The organism is Porphyromonas sp. oral taxon 275, from assembly GCF_018127745.1.
Classification (GTDB): Bacteria; Bacteroidota; Bacteroidia; order Bacteroidales; family Porphyromonadaceae; genus Porphyromonas.
The window spans coordinates 1,168,314-1,186,248 of record NZ_CP072333.1 but is presented as its reverse complement, the minus strand read 5'-3'; the positions used below and the strand labels follow the sequence as shown (position 1 = coordinate 1,186,248).

At 62.6% G+C, this 17,935-nt stretch carries 15 protein-coding genes; 14 read left to right on the top strand and 1 reads right to left on the bottom strand.

From position 1 onward, the window contains the following. Positions 1–6: 6 nt before the first annotated feature. From J4862_RS04730 to J4862_RS04705, 6 genes are all read left to right on the top strand, one after another. Positions 7–2,175 carry a DPP IV N-terminal domain-containing protein gene (locus tag J4862_RS04730; protein WP_211787986.1) on the top strand — a complete coding sequence of 723 codons (2,169 nt, stop codon included), beginning with the start codon at positions 7–9 and terminating at the stop codon, positions 2,173–2,175. A 30-nt stretch (positions 2,176–2,205) separates the two neighbouring features. Then, a complete protein-coding gene (gene purD / locus J4862_RS04725) occupies positions 2,206–3,495 on the top strand; it encodes a phosphoribosylamine--glycine ligase (RefSeq protein WP_211787985.1) in 1,290 nt (429 codons plus the stop codon). Positions 3,496–3,586: 91 nt separating this feature from the next. Continuing rightward, positions 3,587–4,588, top strand: a complete 1,002-nt coding sequence (locus J4862_RS04720) for a hypothetical protein (protein ID WP_211787984.1) — start codon at positions 3,587–3,589, stop codon at positions 4,586–4,588. Positions 4,589–4,603: 15 nt separating this feature from the next. Next, entirely contained in the window at positions 4,604–5,728 is a 1,125-nt protein-coding gene (locus J4862_RS04715; protein ID WP_211787983.1) for a DUF2027 domain-containing protein, read from the top strand. 8 nt (positions 5,729–5,736) lie between these two features. Continuing rightward, the gene (locus J4862_RS04710; protein WP_211787982.1) at positions 5,737–6,189 is read left to right on the top strand and encodes a CYTH domain-containing protein; all 453 of its coding nucleotides are present in this window, start codon (positions 5,737–5,739) and stop codon (positions 6,187–6,189) included. A gap of 90 nt (positions 6,190–6,279) precedes the next feature. Continuing rightward, positions 6,280–6,855 (top strand): superoxide dismutase, encoded by a 576-nt coding sequence (locus tag J4862_RS04705; RefSeq protein WP_211787981.1) that lies wholly within the window; start codon positions 6,280–6,282, stop codon positions 6,853–6,855. Between the two features lie 92 nt (positions 6,856–6,947). Here J4862_RS04705 and J4862_RS04700 read toward each other — a convergent pair whose 3' ends face one another. Then, positions 6,948–7,541, bottom strand: coding sequence for a hypothetical protein (locus J4862_RS04700; protein WP_211787980.1), 594 nt, complete (start codon positions 7,539–7,541; stop codon positions 6,948–6,950). Between the two features lie 471 nt (positions 7,542–8,012). On the opposite strand from J4862_RS04700, the gene J4862_RS04695 reads away from it, so the two are divergent. The 8 genes from J4862_RS04695 (at position 8,013) to J4862_RS04660 (ending at position 17,872) form a co-directional block, all read left to right on the top strand. Then, entirely contained in the window at positions 8,013–8,915 is a 903-nt protein-coding gene (locus J4862_RS04695; RefSeq protein WP_211787979.1) for a sirohydrochlorin cobaltochelatase, read from the top strand. A 22-nt stretch (positions 8,916–8,937) separates the two neighbouring features. Further along, positions 8,938–9,954, top strand: a complete 1,017-nt coding sequence (locus tag J4862_RS04690; RefSeq protein ID WP_211787978.1) for an energy-coupling factor ABC transporter permease — start codon at positions 8,938–8,940, stop codon at positions 9,952–9,954. 9 nt (positions 9,955–9,963) lie between these two features. Next, positions 9,964–12,024 (top strand): ATP-binding cassette domain-containing protein, encoded by a 2,061-nt coding sequence (locus J4862_RS04685; protein WP_211787977.1) that lies wholly within the window; start codon positions 9,964–9,966, stop codon positions 12,022–12,024. Then, a complete protein-coding gene (gene hemA, locus J4862_RS04680) occupies positions 12,021–13,286 on the top strand; it encodes a glutamyl-tRNA reductase (protein WP_211787976.1) in 1,266 nt (421 codons plus the stop codon). The genes J4862_RS04685 and hemA overlap by 4 nt, the downstream gene beginning before the upstream one ends. After that, entirely contained in the window at positions 13,273–14,169 is an 897-nt protein-coding gene (gene hemC, locus J4862_RS04675) for a hydroxymethylbilane synthase (protein WP_211787975.1), read from the top strand. The genes hemA and hemC overlap by 14 nt, the downstream gene beginning before the upstream one ends. Beyond that, the gene (gene cobA, locus J4862_RS04670) at positions 14,166–15,692 is read left to right on the top strand and encodes a uroporphyrinogen-III C-methyltransferase (RefSeq protein WP_211787974.1); all 1,527 of its coding nucleotides are present in this window, start codon (positions 14,166–14,168) and stop codon (positions 15,690–15,692) included. The genes hemC and cobA overlap by 4 nt, the downstream gene beginning before the upstream one ends. Before the next feature lie 295 nt (positions 15,693–15,987). Then, positions 15,988–16,770, top strand: coding sequence for a hypothetical protein (locus tag J4862_RS04665; RefSeq protein ID WP_211787973.1), 783 nt, complete (start codon positions 15,988–15,990; stop codon positions 16,768–16,770). Between the two features lie 172 nt (positions 16,771–16,942). Continuing rightward, a complete protein-coding gene (locus tag J4862_RS04660; protein ID WP_211787972.1) occupies positions 16,943–17,872 on the top strand; it encodes a hydrogen peroxide-inducible genes activator in 930 nt (309 codons plus the stop codon). The last annotated feature ends 63 nt before the right edge of the window (positions 17,873–17,935 follow it).

Here is a 17,935-nt window from a genome sequence, read left to right as displayed (position 1 = left end):
TACCCGATGAATATTCGATCGCTAGTACCGCTTCTCTCCATGGCTGTGCTTATCGCCTCCACCCCGCTGCACGCACAGGCGCAGCGCAAGGTCCCCACACTCGCTGAGCTTACCTCTGGTAGCCCAGACCAGCTACGCCCCGAGACTATCCGAGGGCTTCAATGGTTCGGCAAGGACTATATCTACATCGACTCCGAGGGGCTCATGCATGCCGAGGTCGGGGGGGCTAAGGCGCCTAAGCTCTTGATGAGCCAGAGCGAACTCCTTAGCCTCCTTGGCGAGGATGCTAAGGAGCACCCTGCTAAGTTCTTCCTGCCCTTCCAGTTGGTCGGTAAGGATAAGGGGCTCCTTCAGCTGACTTACGCTAAGAAGCACTACGTCCTAGACCTAAAGCGTCGTCAGCTCGTCTCGACCTTCGATCAGGATACTAAGGGCGAGCAAGCCTTCCTTCTCGATCCTACGGCCAAGCATGCAGCGGTCGTCAAGGGCAATAACGTCTACCTCGCCGAGGGCGGGCAACTCAAGCAGCTCACCACCGACGGGAGTCCTACCATCGTCTACGGACAGACGGTACATCAGAATGAGTTCGGGATTAGTGGCGGACTCTTTTGGAGTCCCGACGGCGAGTACCTCGCCTTCTATCGTATGGATCAGCAGATGATCGCGCCCTATCCGCTCGTCCATATCAATGCTCGTAAGGCAACCCGTCAGGATCTCTATTATCCTATGGCTGGTATGCCGAGCCACGAAGTGACCCTAGGCGTTTACGAGCTCAAGACAGGTAAGCTGAGCTACATGAAGACGGGGATGCCACGAGATAAGTACCTCACCAACATCTCTTGGGCACCTGATAGCAAGGAGATCTACATTGCGGAGGTCAACCGCGAGCAGACGCGCATGGAGCTCAAGGCCTATGCGCCTAGCTCGGGCGAGGTGCTGCGTACCCTCTTCGTCGAGGAGAACGCTAAGTACATAGAGCCTCAGCATCCCTTGCGCTTCGTGCCTGGCCGACCTAAGGAGTTCATCTGGCAGAGCCGACGTGACGGCTATATGCACCTCTACCGCTACACGACGGAGGGCAAGCTCCTCGGGCAGATCACACGGGGGGATTGGGAGGTCGTGGATTTCCTCGGCTTTGCCGATGGAGGTGAGACCCTCGTCTATAGCTCGACGCAGCAGAGCCCGACGAACCGCAATGTCTATCGCATCGGCCTCGACGGCCAGCGGCAGACGCTCCTGACCCTAGAGCTCGGCTGGCATCAGGCGCAGCTCTCGCCCGACGGCAACTACCTCATCGACACCTTCGAGTCGCTCAAGGATATGCGCCAATGGCGGATTGTCTCGGTGAAGACGGGGAAGCGGGTCAAGCAGCTCAAGACCTCCGTGGATCCCGAGGCTGACTACCAGATGCCCGAGATCACCATGGGTATGATCACGGCTGCCGACGGCAAGACATCCCTGCACTACAAGCTCATCAAGCCCCTCGGCTTCGACCCGAAGAAGAAGTACCCCACCATCGTCTACGTATATAATGGACCGCACGCACAGCTGGTGCAGAACCGCTGGCATGCGGGCAGCGCGGGCTGGGACCTCTATATGGCGACCCTCGGCTACGTAGTCTTCACCGTGGATGGCCGCGGCTCGGCAGCTCGTGGCGCAGACTTCGAGCAGGTCATACATCGCCAGCTCGGCGTCAACGAGATGGCCGACCAGATGAAGGGGGTGGAGTTCCTCAAGAGTCAGCCCTGGGTCGATGCCGATCGTCTTGGCGTCTACGGCTGGAGCTATGGGGGCTTCATGACGACGAACCTCATGCTGACGCACCCCGAGACCTTCAAGGTGGGTGTCGCGGGCGGAGCCGTCATCGACTGGAGCCGCTACGAGGTGATGTATGGCGAGCGCTATATGGATAGCCCGCAGGAGAACCCCGAGGGCTACAAGGCAGCCAACCTCGCCCTGCGTGCTGGTGACCTCAAGGGACGCCTCTTGCTGATCCACGGCACCATCGACCCCGTCGTGGTATGGCAGCACACGCAGCTCTTTGTCGAGGCCTGTGTCAAGGCGGGTACCTATCCTGACTACATGATCTACCCCGAGCATGAGCACAACGTGCGTGGTCGGGATCGTGTGCACCTCAATGAGACCATCACCCGCTATTTCCGTGATCATCTATAGCCCCGCTTCCCGTAGACCTAGCTACATCATATGAATATACTTCTATTAGGATCTGGTGGTCGTGAGCATGCCCTGGCCTGGCGCATTGCTCGCAGTCCACGCCTCACTGAGCTCTTTATCGCACCGGGCAACCCTGGGATGGCCAACTATGGCCGCTGCTTCCCAGAGGTCAGCGTCCAGGACTTCGAAGCCATCGCAGCACTGGTGCGTCAGTACAAGATTCACCTCGTAGTGGTCGGCCCCGAGGTGCCGCTCGTCGGGGGCATCGTCGACTTCCTACACCGCCAGCCTCAGCTGGAGCAGCTGCTCATCGTGGGGCCTGACGCTGCAGGGGCGCGTCTCGAGGGAAGCAAGGAGTTCAGTAAAGGCTTCATGGAGCGCCACGGGATCCCTACGGCAGCCTATCGCAGCTTCGATAGCGGCAGCTATGCGGCGGCCATAGACTACCTCCGCTCGCTCGAGCCTCCCTATGTGCTCAAGGCCAACGGCCTGGCGGCAGGCAAGGGTGTCATCATCAGCTCTAGTCTCGAGGAGGCGCAGCGCGAGCTGCAGATGCTCCTCTCGGGACGCTTCGGCGAGGCCAGCTCGCGCGTGGTGATCGAGGAGTACCTGACGGGGATCGAATGCTCGGTCTTCGTCGCGACGGACGGCAAGGACTGGCGTCTGCTCCCCGTGGCTAAGGACTATAAGCGTATCGGGGAGGGCGATACCGGGCCCAATACGGGCGGTATGGGCTCTGTCTCCCCAGTGGCCTTTGCCGATGCTGCCTTCATGCAGCGCGTCGAGGAGCGGGTCATCCGTCCCACGATCGCAGGCCTGCAGGCCGAGGGCATTGATTACCGCGGCTTCATCTTCATCGGTCTGATGAATGTCGGCGGAGAGCCCTACGTCATCGAGTACAACTGCCGCATGGGCGACCCCGAGACGGAGTCCGTGATGCTGCGCATTGATTCGGACTTCGTCGATCTGCTGGAGCGTATGGCTCGCGGGGAGCTCGGGGACTACCGCCTCGAGGAGTCTGCGAAGTACGCTGCCACGGTCGTCATGGTAGCTCCAGGCTACCCGGAGGCCTATCCTAAGGGTATGCGTATCAGCTATCCCCACGAGCCGACCTTCGACTCCGCCCTCTTCCATGCAGGTACCTCGCGTGATAGCTCGGGCCATCTGGTGAGCTCGGGCGGACGCGTGCTGACGGCTAGCTGCCTCGGGTCGACGCTCGAGGAGGCGCTCGCTGCCTGCTACCGCCTCGTCGATCAGGTGAACTACGAGGGCAAGACCCTACGCCGTGATATAGGTCAGGACCTACTAGCCCTACAGTAGCCCTATGCTTCGAGCCGAAGTCTATGAGTGTAGCTCTTCCTAGGAGGGGCACTCATAGACTTCGGCCTATTACTACTCTCCCGATGATCTTATGACGAAGACCTCCGCGCGGACGCTAGCGCTCGGCTGGAGCGAAGTACTGCTCTATGGCGGGCTCTTCCTTCTGCTTTACCTAGGGCTGCCCTATGCGCAGCCCCTAGTGGATGCAGCCTCGGTACCGCTCCCACAGCTTGGGGAGGGGAGTGCACGCCTCGTGCTGCTCCTGTCGATCTTGGTAGCCTGCGTGCTGCTGTGGACCTTGGGGGAGAGCTTCCTTCTGCTGAGCAAGGTCGAGCGGCGTCTGGCGTGTCTGCTCCTCGGGACTTGGGCGCTGGCCTTCCCTAGGCTCAGCCTCACGGCGGCGCTGGTGCTCGACCTCTACCTCCTGCTGCGCTACCTCAGCTTCGACGCCTATCAGGACCCTCAGCGCACGCAGAATACCTTCTACAGCGGCTGCCTCCTCGGGGGGCTCACGCTGCTGCGTCTAGACTATGCGAGCCTACTGCTGGTGCTCTTGGCCTCCTTCTACACGCTGCGCTCGTTTTCGCTGCGTGGGCTGCTGGCGATGCTCTTTGGCTACCTCCTCACGCCTTGGCTCGTGGGGGCACTGCTCCTCGTCCTGAGTCCGGAGGTACTGACTGCCTGGCTGGGCTATCTAGAGCGCCAGGTGCAGAGCTTTCTTCCTATAGGGATGGTGCAGCTGCTGCCTAGCCAGATCCCTTACCTTGGGCTGCTGGGGCTGCTCCTACTCCTAGGCTGGGGCGGCTACCGAGGCCGCTACTATCGGGAGAGCGTACGGCATCGCGATATGATCCTCTCGCTGCAGCATGACGGCTGGATCTTTATCCTGCTCTGCCTCGTCTTCCCGCGCAGCCTCCCTGTGCTGCTCCCTATGGCCTTGGTCTCGCTGGCGATGACCTTGGCGCGGGGTATGGGCTCGTGCTCGCGACGCACGGCACGCATCCTGCGCGGGCTCATCCTGCTGAGCCTCCTAGTGGTGATGCTGCTGCAGCGCCTAGGCTGGGAGCGTATTACCTCCCTCCTGTCTCTCTAATAACTTGTATCAAGGATGAATCACAATCCCAATAACGTGCGCATCGGTGACGAGGTGCGCTTCCTCAATGCCGTGGGTGGTGGGCGCGTGGCGCGCATCACCTTTGATACCGCTTGGGTCGAGGACGAGGATGGCTTCGAGATCCCGACGCCGCTCAAGGAATGCGTCGTAGTCACTGGGGAAGATAGCTTCGTCCCCGCTCCGCGTCCGCCGAAGCTCATCCAGGACAAGCTCGAGCCCAAGAAGGCTACCGAGCGCCCTGCAGCTAGCCCCGAGCGTCCCGAGCGTGGAGGCTACAGCCAGCCGCAGCGCCTGGGGGATGCGACGAAGCGTGCCATCTCGCCCGAGCTAAATGTATATCTGGCCTTCCTCCCCGTCGAGCGCAGCGCCCTAGGGCGTACCAGCTATGAGGCCTATCTGGTCAACGAGAGCGACTACACGCTCTTCTTCACCTACCTCAGTGCCGAGGGCACGGACTATAGCCTGCGTAGCTCGGGCATGATCGCCGCCGGTGGGGACTACTTCCTCGAGGAGCTCGCTCCGTCGGATCTCAACGAGCTGGAGCAGCTGGCCTTCCAGTTCACGCCCTTTGCCGAGCGCGGGCGCTTCCCCCTGCAGGCACCGCTTCTAGTGCGTCACCGGCTGGATGCGACGCGCTTCTTCAAGCTGCATAGCTTCAAGGAGAACAAGTTCTTCGAGGACGACGCGCTCGTCATCACCCTGGTCTCGGGGGCTAAGCTCCAGGTGCAGGCCGAGCTCGAGCCCAAGCAGCTGGAGGAGGCCCTGCGTACGGCCTTCCCGCAGCAGGGACCTGCCCAGCGGAAGGCTAAGGCTACCGCCGCAGCGCCTGCGACCGACGAGCCTATCGTCGTCGATCTACACGCCAGCGAACTGCTGGAGACCACTGCGGGGATGTCCAGCGCCGACATCCACGAGTACCAGATCGCCTACTTCGACCGTGTGATGCAGCAGCACCTGGCGCATAAGGGGCGCCGGCTGATCTTCATTCACGGCAAGGGGGACGGTGTACTGCGTCGCTCCATCGAGTCGGCCCTACGGCTGCGCTATCGCGGCTGCCGCCATCAGGATGCTTCCTTCCGTGAGTACGGCTATGGGGCGACCCAGGTCACTATAGGCTAAGAACAATCATGCTAGAGATCGAGCACAAATACCTGCTGCGCTCGGACGCCTTCCTCCGTGAGGCTACCGACGCGATCAAGATCGACCAGGGCTACCTCTCCCCCGGCAAGCCCACCGTACGTGTACGCCGCTGGGGCGATCGTGGCTACCTCACCATCAAGGGGCCTACCGATCCTCGCGGACTGCAGCGTGCCGAGTACGAGTACGAGATCCCGCTGGAGGAGGCGCTGGAGCTCCTCGAGCTCTGCGGCCGCCGTCGCCTGACCAAGACTCGCTACATCGTCCCCTACAAGGGTAAGAACTGGGAGGTCGATGTCTTCTCTGGGCGCCACGAGGGACTGATGATCGCCGAGCTCGAGGTCGCCTCTGCCGATGAGCTCGTCGAGCTCCCCGAGTGGGTCGGGCAGGAGGTCACGGGCGACCCACGGTACTACAACAGCCGCTTAGCCGCTGAACAATAAGCACTCCCAGCGCGTTAATAGAGCGTAGCCCCATAGCTAGGGGAACGTCAGAAGTCATTATATCCACATCACCACATCACAGTTACACAGATGAAGTTCGAACTTATCCAGCTCCCCTATGCCGCTGACGCTCTGGAGCCCGCCATCAGTGCCGAGACCATTGCTTTCCACCACGGCAAGCACCTAGCAGGTTACGTCAATACGCTCAATAGCCTCATCGAGGGCACGGAGCTGGCCGACGCCTCACTCGAGGAGATCGTCCGCAAGAGCGAAGGCCCTACCTTCAACAACGCTGGGCAGACGCTCAACCATAACCTCTACTTCACCCAGTTTGCCCCCAATGCTGGTGGTGCACCTACGGGTAAGCTCCTGGCAGCGATTGAGGCTAAGTGGGGCAGCTTCGAGGCCTTCCAGCAGGAGTTCCTCAATGCCGCTACGACGCTCTTCGGCTCGGGTTGGGTTTGGCTCTCGGCCAAGGAAGACGGCGAGCTCGTCCTGACGAAGGAAGCCAACGGCAGCAACCCCGTAGTACATGGGCTGCGTCCCCTCTTCGGTGTCGACGTATGGGAGCACGCCTACTACCTCAGCTATCAGAACCGTCGCGCCGACCACATCAAGGACATCTGGGCGATTGTCGACTGGTCTGTCGTCGCTAGCCGCTACTAGTCCTACTGCCGCTGAGGCCAAAGGAAAAGGGCGCCCCACAGCTAAGTCTAAGCTGTGGGGCGCCCTTCTTATTTAGCTAGGACTCGCGTCGCCTAGAGCTCCAGCTCGAGGCCGATCTGCAGCTCCTCGGGGGAAAAGCGCAGTCCCCAGCCCGAGGTGCCCAGGCCGGGCTCTTCGCCGCCGATGAAGTCCTTGCGGTAGCCAGCGAAGCCGAGACGTAGGCAGAGGCAGAGGCCCTTGGTGAGGTCAATGCAGGCGCCAGGGCGCAGACCGACCTCCCAGCCCGTACGCTGCTCGGCGCTGCTGATGCCGAAGCCACCGTCGATGTAGAGGTTGAAGGGCTCGCGGTGCATGTAGTAGTAGCGACCGAAGGGGCGAAGGCTCCAGGCCTGCTCCTTGATGCCGTCGTTGCGCTCGTAGTGGAAGCCTGCGACCAGCCCCACGCCGAAGGTGTCGTTGAAGAGGTAGCCGACCTCGGGGGCAAAGCTGAAGCTGAGCTTCTTCCCCTCGTTCGCAGCCCAAGTCGAGAGGCTACCGCCGAGGATGACGCGTCCCTGGTGATCCCCATCCTCATGGTGCTGTGCCTGCTGAGGGAAGGGCTGCTGAGCCTGTGCCTTGGGGCTGCCTAGTAGGAGGGTAGCGCCGAGACTAAGGAGTCCGAGTGTAGTGGTAACACTTGTCTTCATAGTTTACGGTTTTGAATTAGAGATAATGTTTGTCTCCGCAAAGGTACGCAATCTATAGCGCTCAGCCCAGCCCCAGCTCCGTCCTGCCCCTACTCGAGGCCTGCGTCGACATGGGGCTAAGGGATTGCTTGCGTCAAGGGGCACAGCGAGCAGACAGGCGCATCCCAGCTCGCTTACTGATATCCCTCGTGCCGCTCACTGACGTCCCTCAGCCTCGCCACTGACGTCCCTCGAGAGGCTGACTGGTATCTCTCAGGATGCCCCCGCCTATAAGGTGCGCGCCGCTGCGCCTTAGTCTTCGCCCTCTTTCCTAGGATGGGGTAGCGCTTACCCTAGACCTGTGGCCTTGGGGCTGAAGGAGGCAGGCGCCAGCGGATAGGATTATTATGGCTACCTTTGCGAGACAATCTAGTGGGCTTCACTGCGTGAGCATAGCCCTACAGACTAACTATTTAGATTGCTTATACATCTATGGACGCATGCCACCAAAACCGCATCCCGACGCCCCAGTCCCTCACCAAGCAGCACGATAGGGCCCTCCTGCTCGTGACCTTCGGCAGCACGCTGCCAGGGCCGCACGCCACCTTCGAGCGCCTCAAGGCGAGCTTCGCCGAGCACTTCCCCGACCGAGATATCTTCCTCGCCTTCACCTCCAAGTTCTGCATCCGCAAGTGGGCCGAGCGCTCGGGGGAGCAGTACTACACCACGGATAAGTGGCTGGAGGCTATCGGTGCCGCAGGCTACCGCCAGGTGAGCATCCAGAGCCTGCACGTCATCCCTGGGCTGGAGTACTCCTTCATCGAGGATAGGTACATCCCCCAGTTCCGCCGCAACTATCCCGAGATCCCGACGACGGTAGGGGTGCCCCTGCTCTGGAGTAGCCACGACATCGCTCGGGTAGGGGATTGCCTGTACAGCCTCTTTGAGGAGCGTCTAGATCGAGGCGAAGCGGTCGTCCTGATGGGGCATGGCAATCATACGGACAAGTACCCCGAGGCCAATGGGCGCTATGATCGCCTAGCGGAGTACCTACAGACGCGCTCGCCCCGCTTCTTCGTCGGGACGGTGGACTATGGCTCGCTGCTCTTCGAGCACGTGGCCGAGCAGCTCGCCGCGACTTGCCCCCCTGGCTGTGTCATCAACTTCCTGCCGCTGATGAGCGTGGCGGGAGACCACGCGCAGAATGATATGCTGGGCGACTACGACCCCGAGGAGCCGCTCGAGGAACAGAGCTGGCGCGTACGCTTCAGCCAGCTGGGCTATACCATAGAGGATAGCAACTGCCATCTCAAGGGGCTGGGGGACTTCGCCTCCATCCGTCAGATCTGGATCGATCACCTCGTAGAGGCCGAGCGCCAGCAGCACCAGCACTAGTCCTCTCTCTCAGCCTTAGCCTATGCTTAGACGTATCTATCTACTGGCGCTGGCAGCAGTCCTCGCACTGCAGCCAGCCTCGGCCATGCATATTATGGAGGGCTTCCTGCCGCTGAGGTGGTGCCTCCTGTGGCTTCTCATCTCGCTGCCCTTTGTCCTGCTCAGCTACCGCTACGTAGCGCGGCAGATCAAGGCTACGCCCCGCATGCGCAGCACCTTCGCCCTCTCGGCCGCCTTTGTCTTCATCCTCTCGGCGCTCAAGATGCCCTCCGTCGCGGGGAGCAGCTCTCACCTGACGGGGACGACCTTTGGGACACTCGCTGTTGGCCCCATGGCCCTGCCGCTGGTGGGGACGATCGTCCTGCTCTTCCAGGCGCTACTGCTGGCCCACGGCGGTATCAGCACCCTCGGGGCGAATATCTTCTCCCTCTCCATCGCGGGGCCCTTCGTCGCCTACGCCCTCTACCGCGGCCTCGGTCGTCTAGGACTCGGGCAGCGCCTTACCATCTTTGTCGCTACCTTCTGCGGCTCGATGGCGACCTATATCGCTACCTCCTTCCAGCTGGCACTAGCCTATCCCGATCCCGTCGGGGGTATCCTCGGGGCGGCGTGGAAGTTCCTCGGTATCTTCGCCATCACGCAGGTCCCGCTCTCCATCCTCGAGGGGGTGATGACGGTGCTCGTCATCGGGCTGCTAGCTCAGAGTGGGCAGTCCCTACTCCTACAGCAGTCGCCAGCAGCGCCTAGACGTAGCGGTGTACGCCGCCCGCAGCTGATCCTCCTCGGGGTCCTCGGGCTCGTCTGCTTGGCGCTGCCGATCCTGACGAACTTCTTCGACATCGGCACCGGGACGGACGACCAGGCTGGGGAGATGATCGGGCAGATCGCGCCCCACTTCCAGGAGCAGCCCTTCTGGGAGGGCTTCGACCCCGGGGACGGTGAGGCCTACCTCTTCGCCCTGCAGGTCGCTATCGGTATCGCGCTCTTCGTCTGGGGGCTGAGGAAGTACCTACATAGTCGTAAGCAGGAGGAGGCCTAGAGTAGCTACATGAGTCATACACGCTTTTGCTCCTGGCGTCCCAGCCTGAGGCTAGAGCAAGCACTCCTCCTCGGGGCGCTTGCTCTCGTCGTGCTGACGCTCTACCTCGAGCACTGGGGGCTACGCTGCCTCCTTCTGGCGGGCTACCTCGCCGCCCTCTATACCTGCTACCGCGGCTCGCGGCTGCAGCTGACGCGGCGCCTCAGCCTCCTGCTCCTGGTCCTCGCCCTCTCCATCCTCCCCATCGCTCTCGAGCGTGGGGATGCGAGCACGCTCTACTGGGACTGGGGCGGCTGGGGAATAGGCTATGCGGGGCTAAGGCAAGCCCTCAGCACGGGGCTGCGTAGCTTCAGCTCCGCCCTCATCCTGCTGGCGCTTCTGCAGCTCCTGCCCCTCTACCGCCTCTACAGCGTGCTGCGCAGCCTCGGCGTGCCGCAGCTCTTCATCGAGCTAGTGGAGCTGACCTACCGCTATATCTTCGTCCTCGAGGAGACGACGACGCAGATACGGCGCGCGCAGCTCAGTCGCCTCGGCTATCAGGGCGGGCTCTCCGCGCAGATCGCCGACAGCACGCTGCTCCTCTCCCGCACCTTCATCCTCTCGCAGGTAGAGGCCGACAAGCTCTACCTAGGCCTGCAGAGCCGCGGCTATGAGGATGAGCCCGCAGCACCCTCCGCACCCTCTACGACGCCGCTTGTGCTCGAGCTGCGCGGGCTCGGCTACCGCTATGAGGAGGCCGAGGAGGCGCTCAAGAGCCTCGACCTAGAGATCAAGCGAGGGGCGAGCATCGCCCTCTTGGGGCATAATGGCGCGGGGAAGTCCACGCTCTTCCTCCTGCTCTCGGGCCTCCTCGAGGGCTGGTCGGGCGAGCTTCTCCTAGAGGGGCAGCTCGTCCCATCCAAGGAGCGCAGCCTCCTGCGCCGACGCATCGCCCTCGTGCTGCAGAACTCCAACTACCAGCTTTTCACCCCCTCCGTGGAGGACGAGCTGCGCTACGGCCTGCGCAAGCTAGGCCTCGCCGAAGCTGCCCTCGAGCAGCGCCTCGAGGAGCTCCTAGAGCGCTACGAGCTCCGTCCACTCCGTCACCGTGCTCCACACGAGCTCAGCGAGGGGCAGCGCAAGTGGCTCGCACTCGTCGCAGTCCTCTCGACCGATCCTGAGGTCATCCTCCTGGACGAGCCGACGGCCGCCCTCGACGCCGTCTATACGCGCCGTGTCCTCGGGCTCCTCGAGGAGCTGAGGGCAGCGGGCAAGACCCTCATCGTCTCCACGCACGACATGGAGCTCGCCTATCAGCTGGCGGAGGAAGTTATCCTCCTCGAGCGCGGCGAGCTACGTACGCACCGTGCGGCCGCTGCCTTCTGGCAGGACGAGGCGCTCCTGCAGCAGGTAGGGCTCGCCCAGCCCTGGGCCTTCAAGGTAGCGCAGTCCGCTCCGCGCCCTGCTGCCTTTGTCACTGAGCGCGAGCGCAAGGACAGTGAGTACAGCCTGCCCGTATTCCTGCACGCCCCGTCTTATCCTATCTTGGTCGTCGGGGGAGGCAAGGGTGCTTGGCGCAAGGCTCAGAGCCTCCTGGAGCGCCGCATCCCGCTGCGTATCCTCGCCCCGAGCCTCTGCCCCGAGCTGGCGGAGGCGGTTGCCGCGGGGCTATGCAACTGGGAGGAAGGGCGCTACCGAGGGATCGAAGACCTCAGAGGGGCGCAGCTCGTTCTCCTGGCACTCGGTGATCGAGCACGTGAGGCAGAGCTGGCACGCGAGCTGGAGGCAGCGGGCAGACTCTATGCCTGCCTCAGTGATCCACTCCTAGGGTCGGTGCAGCTGGGTGCTACCCTGCAGCGCGAGGGGCTTACCCTCAGCTTGCGTAGCGACTACCGCCTACCCGAGCTGACGCAGGCGCTCAAGGCGCACTGGGGCGCACAGCTCCCCGAGGGCCTCGCCAGCGAGCTGCAGCAGCTCAGCGAGCTACGCCGCGCCGCGCACCGCCTAGAGGAGGGGGAGGCCGCCGCCGAGGCCCGTGCGGCCTACGAGGCTGGCAAAGAGAAACTATTCGCACAGCTAAGGCTACGATGATAGGCTTAATCAGTATCAACCACAAGACCGCCTCGCTCTCGCGCCGTGAGCAGTTCGCCTTCTCGCCCGAGGAGGCGCGCTACCTCATCGACGAGTGGCGGCGGGCGGGCTACATACTCGGGGGGCTCGTCCTCTCGACCTGCAATCGCCTCGAGGTCTACTACGACTGCGACGAGGCTATCACACGCGAGCATGAGGAGCGGCTGATCCGCAGCCTCTATGACTTCAAGCGGGTACGCACCCGCGGGGACGAGGGGATCTTCGTCACCCAGCAGCACGAGGCGGCGATCCGTCACCTCTTCCGCCTCTCCTCGGGCCTCGAGTCCATGGTGCAGGGCGAGACGCAGATCCTCGGGCAACTCAAGGACGCCTTCCGTCGCGCCAAGGACCAGGAGCAGACGACCTCCTTCCTGACGCGCCTCATGCATAAGGCCTTCGAGACGGCCAAGGGGGTGCGCTCGCAGTACCTCGTCTCGGCGACGCCTATCTCGGCAGGGGCTGCCGCGGTGGACTTCCTCGCCAGGCGTGATCCTGGCTACCTGCAGCGCCCCATCCTCATCCTAGGGGCGGGGCAGATGGCCGAGGTCATCACCGAGCGCCTGCAGCAGCTCGGGGCGGTCCACATACACCTCTACAATAGGACGAAGGAGCGCGGGGAGGTCTTCGCGCGGCGCCATGGCCTGGAGCGCCTCTTCTCGGGCGATCAGCTCCGAGAGGCCCTGGCGGGGGCTGCGGTGACCTTCGTCGCGACCTCCTCCCAGAGCCCTATCGTCACGGAGGAGCTCCTCGGCGAGAGCTCGGGACGACGTACCTTCTTCGACATGGCCGTCCCGCGCAATGTCGACCCTGCCATTGACGAAGATCACTCCATTAGGCTCTACACCATCGATGACCTACGTGGGGCACAGCTCCTAGAGGCCCAAGACCCCGAGGCGGCCGCAGCCCTCTCGGCCTACATCGATACGATGATCTCGGAGTACATCACCTGGTGCGAAGCCTCCGAGGTGCGTAAGGTCATCGGTCGCATCCAGGAGACCTCGCAGCAGCTCCTTATGCGTGAGCTCAGCCGTCTACCCAGCGAACTCCCTGAGGAGCATCGCCAGCTCGTCGCCCACTGGGATGAGCACCTGCGCATCACCTATACTACGGCCATCGTCTCTGCCCTGCGCGAGCTCAGCGAAGAGGCGGGCCACAGCCGCTATGCCTCGGCACTACATCACATCTTCACCCATATACAGGACAAGCTCCATGACGAAGCCTAGAGCACTCATCCTCGGCACACGCGGCAGTCAGCTCGCCCTACAGCAGAGCATGATGGTGCGTGAGGCCCTCCTCGCACAGCACCCCGAGCTGGAGATCGAGCTACGGGTCATCAAGACTAAGGGCGATCGGCTCCAGCAGCTCGCCCTTGACGCCTCGGGCGACAAGGGGCTCTTCACCAAGGAGCTGGAGCACGCCCTCAGGACGGGGAAGATCGACCTGGCGGTACATAGCCTCAAGGATCTGCCCGTCGTCCCAGCCGAGGGCACCTGCATCGGGGCTATCCTGCCCCGAGCGGTGACGGTGGACAGTCTGATCGGGGCGCCTTCGTTCGAAGCGCTCCCCGTAGGTGCCCTCATCGGTACCTCGAGCCGTCGACGCGCCTACCAGCTGGCCGTACACTACCCCCAGCTACGTACGGCGGCCATACGCGGCAACATAGATACGCGCCTGGCGAAGCTCGAGTCTGGGCAGTACGATGCTATTCTCCTAGCGGAGGCCGGCCTTAGTCGCCTTGGCCTCGAGGTGGCGCGTCAGCCCATCCCCGAGGAGCTCATCGTGCCCGCCCCAGGGCAAGCCGCCATCGCCGTACACGTACGGCAGTCCGACGAGCAGCTGCTGGAGCTCCTCCGATCCATCCACGATACGGTGACGGCAGAGGAGGTCGGCCTCGAGCGCCGACTGCTCCAGGCGCTGGGCGGAGGCTGTGCGCTGCCGCTGGGCTGCGTCTGTCATATTACGGGCGAGGAGGCCGAGCTGCGGGTCTTCTTCGCCAGTGAGGACGGCCAGCAGCACTACAGCGAGCGTCGTGTCCTACCTCGCAGCGAGGCCGAGAGCTATGTGCTGGAGCTCGCCGAGCGACTTAGAAAGGACTTTGCCCTATGAAGAAGACCCAAGTACACCTAGTGGGTGCGGGCCCTGGCGACCCGCGTCTCTTGACCCGCCGCGCCTATGAGCTGCTGAGCCGCGCCGATATCGTCGTCTACGATGCCCTTGTCTCGCCCGAGATCCTTGCCCTCATCCCCGATCGGGCAGAGCGTATCCCCGCAGGGAAGCGTGCCGCGGGGCACTCCATGCACCAGCGTGAGATCAACGCCCTGCTGGTGGAGCTGGCCGAGCAGCGCGGCGGCTGTATCGTGCGGCTCAAGGGGGGCGATCCCTTCGTCTTCGGCCGCGGGGGAGAGGAGATGCTCGCCCTACGCAGCGCAGGCATCCCCTACGAGATCGTCCCTGGGATCAGCTCGGGACTGGCGGCGCCTGCCTACTTCGATATCCCTATTACCCATAGAGGGCTGAGCCAAGCCTTCACCTGTATCACGGCCTATACGGAGGATGAGGGCCTGCCCGAGCTCGACTGGACGAGTCTGGCGAAGCTCCCTGGGACGCTCGTCTTCTATATGGGGATGCGTCAGGTGGCGAAGATCTCCGCGGCGCTCCTCGGGGCGGGCATGTCCGCCGAGCGTCCTGCGGCTATCCTCAGCAAGGGTACCAGCCCCGAGCAGCAGCTACGCTCCGAGACGCTGGGGGCCTTTGCCGCCTCGACGGAGGACTATAGCGCCCTCGCCCCGGGGCTCTTCGTCGTGGGCGAAGTCCTGAGCCTCGCCGCGGGGCGACAGCCTAAGCCGCTAGAAGGCAAGCGTATCATCGTGACGCGCGCCCAGCAGCAGGCCTCTGGCCTGGCCGAGGGCCTGCGCGCTCAGGGAGCCCAGGTGCGTCTGCTGCCGAGCATAGAGATCGCTGAGCGCACGGAGGCGCGTCCCCAGCTGGAAGCCGTGCTCTCGGATCTGTCGCGCTACGATTGGCTGCTCTTTACCTCGCCCAACGCGGTGCAGTATTTCTTCGCTGCGCTGGAGCGCTCGGGGCGCGATGCCCGCGCGCTGGCTGGGCTAGGGCTGGCCGTTGTCGGGCCGATGACGGCCGAGACGCTAGGCCATCACGGGCTGCGTGCAGACTTCATGCCGAGCGTCTACACGGCGGAGGGATTCGCTGCGGACTTCCTCGCGGCCTATCCCGAGACTGAGGGGCGCAGGCAGCTACTCTTCCCCTGCTCGGAGCTGGCACAGCATGAGCTCAGCGCGAGCCTTGAGGCCGCGGGCAGTCAGGTAGAGCGTGTGGAGCTGTATTCCAATCATCCCATCGCCTATCGCCCTGAGGAGCTGCAGCGCTGCTTCGCGGGGGCTGACTGGCTGACGGCCTGCTCCTCCTCCGCTATCGATCACCTCCATAGCCTCCTCGAGGCTCAGGGGCAGACGGCACTCCTCGAGGGCGTGCGCCTGGCTGTCCTCGGGCCGCAGACGGCTAAGAAGGCGCAGAGCCTAGGGCTCACGACGAGCCTCATCGCCCCCGAGGCAACGATCCCCTCGCTCGTCGAGGCGCTCTGTAAGGCCGCTCAGGGAGGCGAGGCTTAGGCCTCCATCCAAGGCTTCATCTATCTGCCCGCCCCGTGTGGGCTCTGCTGAGGGATAGCAGTCAGGACGCTGACTGCTATCCCTCAGCTGCTTTATGGACGTCCCTCAGCCTCGTCACTGCTATCCCTCAGCCTCACCCCCACGAGGAGGGGATGGCGCCTCGACTTAGGAGAGGCCTCGGCAAGGCTTTTCTTGCCCTGCTCCTTGGCTTGTAAGCTCAGGATATTCCTCTTGGACTTAAAGCTCTTTTACGTACTTTTGTGCCGTCAATTAGCTAATATAATGTACCCCCCCTATGAGACGATTGCTTTACTTCTTGATAGTCCTCCTGGCTCCCGTCCAAATGTATGCTCAGATGCTCTTCTCCGAGAATCTGACGATGAGCCTCGACAGCAATAAGACGATACAAGGGACGATCCTGCCGGTCCTCAACTTCCAGACAGAGAAGGAGAACGTCCTTACGCTGAAGAACACCGCCAATATCAACCTGCTGATCCGACGCAGCCGTGTGCTCAACCTGATCAACAAGCTGGAGTTCTCCACCTACGGCGATCGCATCCTCGTCAGTGGGGGGCACGTGCATGCCGAGTACCGCTATCTGCTGGATCGCACCTTTGAGCTCTATCCCTACATGGAGTCTCAGTGGGCCGCTAGCCGTGGGATGGGCTTCAAGTTCTCCACGGGGCTGCAGTCGCGCTATCGCTTGGTCCATAGCGCGAGCTGCCTGATGTTCGCCACGCTGGGGCTATTCTACGAATACGAGGAGTGGGAGCATCCAGCTCCCGAGCCCCATGCTGCGAGATATGCCTATAGCAATAGGATCAAGAGCCACCTCTCGCTGAGCCTGCGGCACCGCCTGGGCGAGCACTGGGAGCTGACGGCCTCGGCGATCCATCAGGCAGCGCCCGATAGCTACCTCAAGCAGGCGCGCTTCGGCGGTGCTGTCGACCTCAGATACCGCATTACCCCAACCATCGGGCTACGGGGTACCTATCGTCTGATCTACGATACCGCCCCCATCGTCCCGATACGGAAGGACTATACGACGGTGGATGCAGGCATTGACCTGACCTTCTAGCGGCTCGCTTGACCCCTTCCGAAGCAAGGGATGAACGCCGTCCCTCAGCTAGCTTAAGGAAGCTTCCCCTACTTTGTGCGCATAGCTCAGTACCTTTTAGGCGCTGGGCTATACTTTTTTCAAGCATATTGCCTATATTTGTATAGATAGCATCACTAAGTACGCGCAGCACATGAATCTCCAGCAACTCGAGTACATCCAGGCACTAGATAAGCACCGTCACTTCGGTAAGGCGGCCGACGCCTGTAAGGTCACGCAGCCTACCCTCAGCACGATGATACAGAAGCTGGAGGATGAGCTCGGGGTGAAGATCTTCGACCGCAGCCATCAGCCCATCGTACCGACCCCCGTGGGGCGGCGTATCCTCGATCAGGCTGGGGTCATCCTCATGCAGGCGGCCCAGATGCATCAGGTGATCCTTGAGGAGGCCGATGCAGTGACGGGTACGCTGCGCCTGGCGGTGCTCCCGACCATCGCGCCCTATCTGCTGCCACGTATCATGCCGCTGCTGGAGCAGGAGGTGCCCGAGCTCAAGATCACCTTCGTCGAGATGAAGACCAGCGAGTGCATCGAGGCGCTGACGCTCGGGGAGGTGGACATGGCGCTGATCGCCTCGCGTCCCGGGGTGGAGCAGCTGACCGAGCACATCCTCTACTACGAGGAGTTCATGGGCTATGTGCCGAGGAGCTCGGAGCTCTTCGCCGAGGAGCATATACGCAGCTCAGAGCTCGTGGGGAAGCGCCATCTATGGCTGCTGGACGAGGGGCATTGCTTCCGCGACCAGCTGACGAAGTTCTGCCACCTCAAGTACGACCCGCGCCAGCAGCTCAACTATAGCCGCGGTAGCCTCGAGACCTTCATGCACTTCGTCGAGCAGGGGCAGGGCGTGACCTTCATCCCTGAGCTCGCTGTAGAGCAGCTGGACGCTGCGCGCCGTGAGCTGGTACGTAGCTTTGCACTCCCTCGCCCCACGCGTGGGGTCACGCTGGTGACGCACCGCGAGTTCGTCCGCCATCGCCTCGTCTCCGCTATCGAGGGCATCATCACGCGCTCTGTACCGCAGGCGATGCTGCGCCTACGCTCGGGGCAGGACTTAGTTTAGCGTCTTGGCTGCGGTCCTTTATGAGCTCCGCAGCCTCAGTATTGCATTACTTTTCTTTCACTA